The organism is Saccharopolyspora sp. NPDC002686 (genome assembly GCF_040295745.1).
Classification (GTDB): domain Bacteria; phylum Actinomycetota; class Actinomycetes; order Mycobacteriales; family Pseudonocardiaceae; genus Saccharopolyspora; species Saccharopolyspora oryzae.
Genome location: NZ_JBEOVY010000549.1, coordinates 1 through 3,280 on the forward strand (window position 1 = coordinate 1; position 3,280 = coordinate 3,280).

The following is a 3,280-nucleotide window of genomic DNA, read 5'->3' on the forward strand; positions in this document are numbered from 1 at the left end:
GTCACCCGGTAGCCGTCGCGGGTGATGGTGACCACCTGGTCCTGGCCGAGCTCCACCGCGTCGCGGGTGTGCTCGATGAACGCCGCGACGTCCGAAGCCAGGAAGTGCTCACCCTCGCCGACGCCGACGACCAGCGGCGACGAGCGGCGCGCCGCGACGACCTTGTCCGGCTCAGCGGCGTGCGTCACGACCAGCGTGAACGCGCCCTCCAGGCGGCGCGCGACCGCGCAGACGCTGGCGCTGAGGTCACCGGCGGTCGGACCGCTGGTGTAGGCCGCGGCGACCAGGTGCGCCGCGGTCTCGGTGTCGGTGTCGCTGGCCATCTCGATGCCGGCGGCTTCGAGCTCGCCGCGCAGCGCGGCGAAGTTCTCGATGATGCCGTTGTGCACCACCGCCACCTGCCCGCTGGCGTCGCGGTGCGGGTGGGCGTTGCGGTCGGTCGGCGCGCCGTGCGTCGCCCACCGGGTGTGACCCATGCCGGCGTGCCCGGCGAACCGGCCGCCGTCGACTTCGGCGAGCCGCTTCTCCAGGTTCGACAGCGCGCCGGCAGCGCGCTCCACGGCGAGGCCGCCCGCACCGTCGAGCAGTGCCACGCCCGCCGAGTCGTAGCCCCGGTACTCGAGCCGCCGGAGCCCGTTGAGCACCACGTCAAGCGCCTGGCGATGTCCTACGTAACCAACGATGCCGCACACTCGAGCCAGCGTAGCTACCCCATATGGTCTGAACCTGTCCGAGTCGGTCCTCCGGGGGAACCCCGTGCGTGGCGGCTACCGCGCGCGCACGATCAGGTCCGCTAACGTTGCTGACCATGGCCCGCACTGCCAAGAAGGCCCCGCCCGCGAAGAACGCGTTCGAAGAGCTGTCCCGCCGCGGACCGCACGACGTGCTGCACGGTGATCTGGCCCTCGTCGGCCTGCCGGGCATCGTCTGCACCCCGCGCAGCGGCCTGGGACTGCCCGCGATCGCTTTCGGCCACGGCTGGCTGCAGCCGCCGCGCCGCTACCTGGGCCTGCTCCGGCACCTCGCCTCGTGGGGCTTCGTGGTCGCCGCCCCGGCGACGCAGCGCGGGGCGCTCGCCTCGCACCGGATGTTCGCCACCGACCTGCGCACCGCGCTGGACGTCTGCGTCGGGGTCCGCCTCGGCGAGGGCGAGATCAGCGTCGACGAGAAGAAGCTGGGTGTCGCCGGTCACGCGATGGGCGGCGGGTGCGCGGTCCTGGCCGCCGCCGAGGACGAGCGGATCCGCGCGGTCGCAACGATGGCCGCCGCGGAGACCCACCCGTCGGCGTTCGAGGCCGCGGCTCAGGTCAAAGTCCCCGGTCTGCACATCGCGGCGGGCAACGACCTGCTGGCCCCGGCGGTGTCCAACGCCGAGCCGATCTCGCAGGCCTGGGGCGGTCCGGTGCAGCTGCGCGACATCCCCAAGGCCAGCCACCTCGGCTTCACCGAGGGCAGGCACTGGACCCAGCTGGTGCTGCACGGCAAGTCCGAGTACGCGACCCAGCGGTCGACGAAGGCCCTGCTCACGGCCTACTTCCTGAGCACCCTGGCCGGTGACCGCCGCGGCGAGGCCCTGCTGGCCACCGACCTCAAGGGCACCCGGATCGACCAGGACCACACCCGCGGCGAGCTCACCGCTGCCTGACGGGGTCGTGAGCACTTTGGGTTGCCATAGCGCCCCAAAGTACTCACGACGCTGATCAGAGCCCTGCGGCGAACTCCTCCGCAACCATCTTGGCGGCCTTCTCCGCATCCGCGGCCGGCATCCGGGTGTCCTCCCACGAGTAGCCCTTGTCGTAGCCGTCGTAGCCGACCTGGACGACGGCGGTGCCCTTGCGGAACACCAGCAGGGCCTGCTTCACCTCGGTGCCGGTGGCCAGGAACGCCTCGTCCCACGGGCCTTCCACGTCGGTCACCTTCTCCGCGCGCGCACCGTCGGTGTTCCGGTAGTTCTCGAAGTTCTCCTCGGCCACCGCGACGGCCTCCTCGGGCTCGCCGAGCACCTCCTTGGACAGGGTGATGTCCAGGTAGCGCTCGTTGTTGCCGTCCTGGCCCTTCGTCCCCCGCCACATGCAGCTCGCGAAGCCCTCGCCACCATCCGAAGTGGACTGGGCGATGAGGTTGCTGGTGCGAAGCTCGCGCAAGGTGGCTTCGCTGACCCGGTCGCACGGCGCGTCCGCGATCTCGCCCGAGGGCTCCATCCCGGCGGGCTCGTTGATGATGCCGTTGCGCCAGTAGAAGTAGCCGCCCGCGATCCCGCCGACGACCAGCAGGAAGATCACGCCGAGCACGATGAGCACGATGCAGCCGGCCCGGCTCTTCTTCTTCGGAACCTGCTGCCACTGCTGGAACTGCGGCTGCTGCTGAGGAAACTGCTGCGGCTGCTGGAACTGGGGCTGCTGCTGGAAGCCCTGCCCCTGCTGGGGGTCCCACTGAGCCGGCTGTTGCGGATGCACCACCAGAGCTTAGACAACCAGCGATTGGCCGATCGATCGCGAGGTGACAGGCCGGGGTGACGTGTACCAGAACGTCGCCCAAAACCCAGTCCCTACGAGCCACAATCACGACCATGACGTCGCCACAGCCGCCCTACGGGCATCCGCAGCAGCCCGGCCCGCCACCTGGGCAGCCCCAGCAACCTGGACCACCGCCCGGCTATCAGCAGCAGCCGTTCTACCAACAACCCTCGCCGCAGCAAGGGTTTCAGCAGCAGGGGCATCCGCAGAACTACCCCGGCCAGCCGTTCCCGCAGCCATCGAAGCGTGCCGCATCACCAGTCTTCGCGATCATCCTCGGCGCGATCGCGATCATCGTCTCGCTGATCATCATCGCCGACTTCGCCACCACGAAGAACGTGATCACGATGATCATCTGCGTGGCCGGTGGTGTGGCGCTGGCAGCCGGCGGAGTCACCCTCATCCTCCGCCACTGGATCGCACCGTGGCTTTTCGTCGCCTCAACGGCGCTCTTCATCGGGTTCTACATCGAGCGGGTCATCTACAAGATCCAAACCCTGGAGCCGGAATACGGTGAAACCACCGCGAGCGCGTTCTACTCGTGGGCCGCTATCGCGACGCTGCTCCCAGTGGCGGTCATGACCGGGTTGGTCTTCCTGCCGTTCATCCGGAAGGCCCTGAAGCCCAAGGCCGCCGCAGCGCCTGCTCAGCCGGTGCAGTTCTACCAGTGAAAACGACTTCGACCAGCCTGGGCACCTCGCTGCTCGCGGCGTTCACCGACGGCTACTCCACCTACGCCGGGGGCAAGTCTCCGCTGGAGCACT

Annotated in this window: 4 protein-coding genes; 2 read left to right on the top strand and 2 right to left on the bottom strand. The window is 69.4% G+C overall.

The window, feature by feature from the left end:
* Nucleotides 1-692: glutamine--fructose-6-phosphate aminotransferase (locus tag ABTZ89_RS37345; protein WP_502949652.1), on the bottom strand; the 692-nt coding region annotated here is incomplete at its 3' end.
* Between the two features lie 116 nt (nt 693-808).
* On the opposite strand from ABTZ89_RS37345, the gene ABTZ89_RS37350 reads away from it, so the two are divergent.
* On the top strand, nt 809-1,645 hold the full coding sequence (locus ABTZ89_RS37350; protein ID WP_351053916.1) for a dienelactone hydrolase family protein: 837 nt from the start codon (nt 809-811) through the stop codon (nt 1,643-1,645).
* Between the two features lie 55 nt (nt 1,646-1,700).
* Here the strand turns inward: ABTZ89_RS37350 and ABTZ89_RS37355 are convergent, their stop codons facing one another.
* A complete protein-coding gene (locus ABTZ89_RS37355) occupies nt 1,701-2,456 on the bottom strand; it encodes a hypothetical protein (protein ID WP_351053919.1) in 756 nt (251 codons plus the stop codon).
* A 113-nt stretch (nt 2,457-2,569) separates the two neighbouring features.
* Between ABTZ89_RS37355 and ABTZ89_RS37360 the strand changes: the two genes are divergently transcribed.
* Nucleotides 2,570-3,187: a hypothetical protein gene (locus ABTZ89_RS37360; protein ID WP_351053922.1), complete on the top strand. Its 618-nt coding sequence runs from the start codon at nt 2,570-2,572 to the stop codon at nt 3,185-3,187.
* The last annotated feature ends 93 nt before the right edge of the window (nt 3,188-3,280 follow it).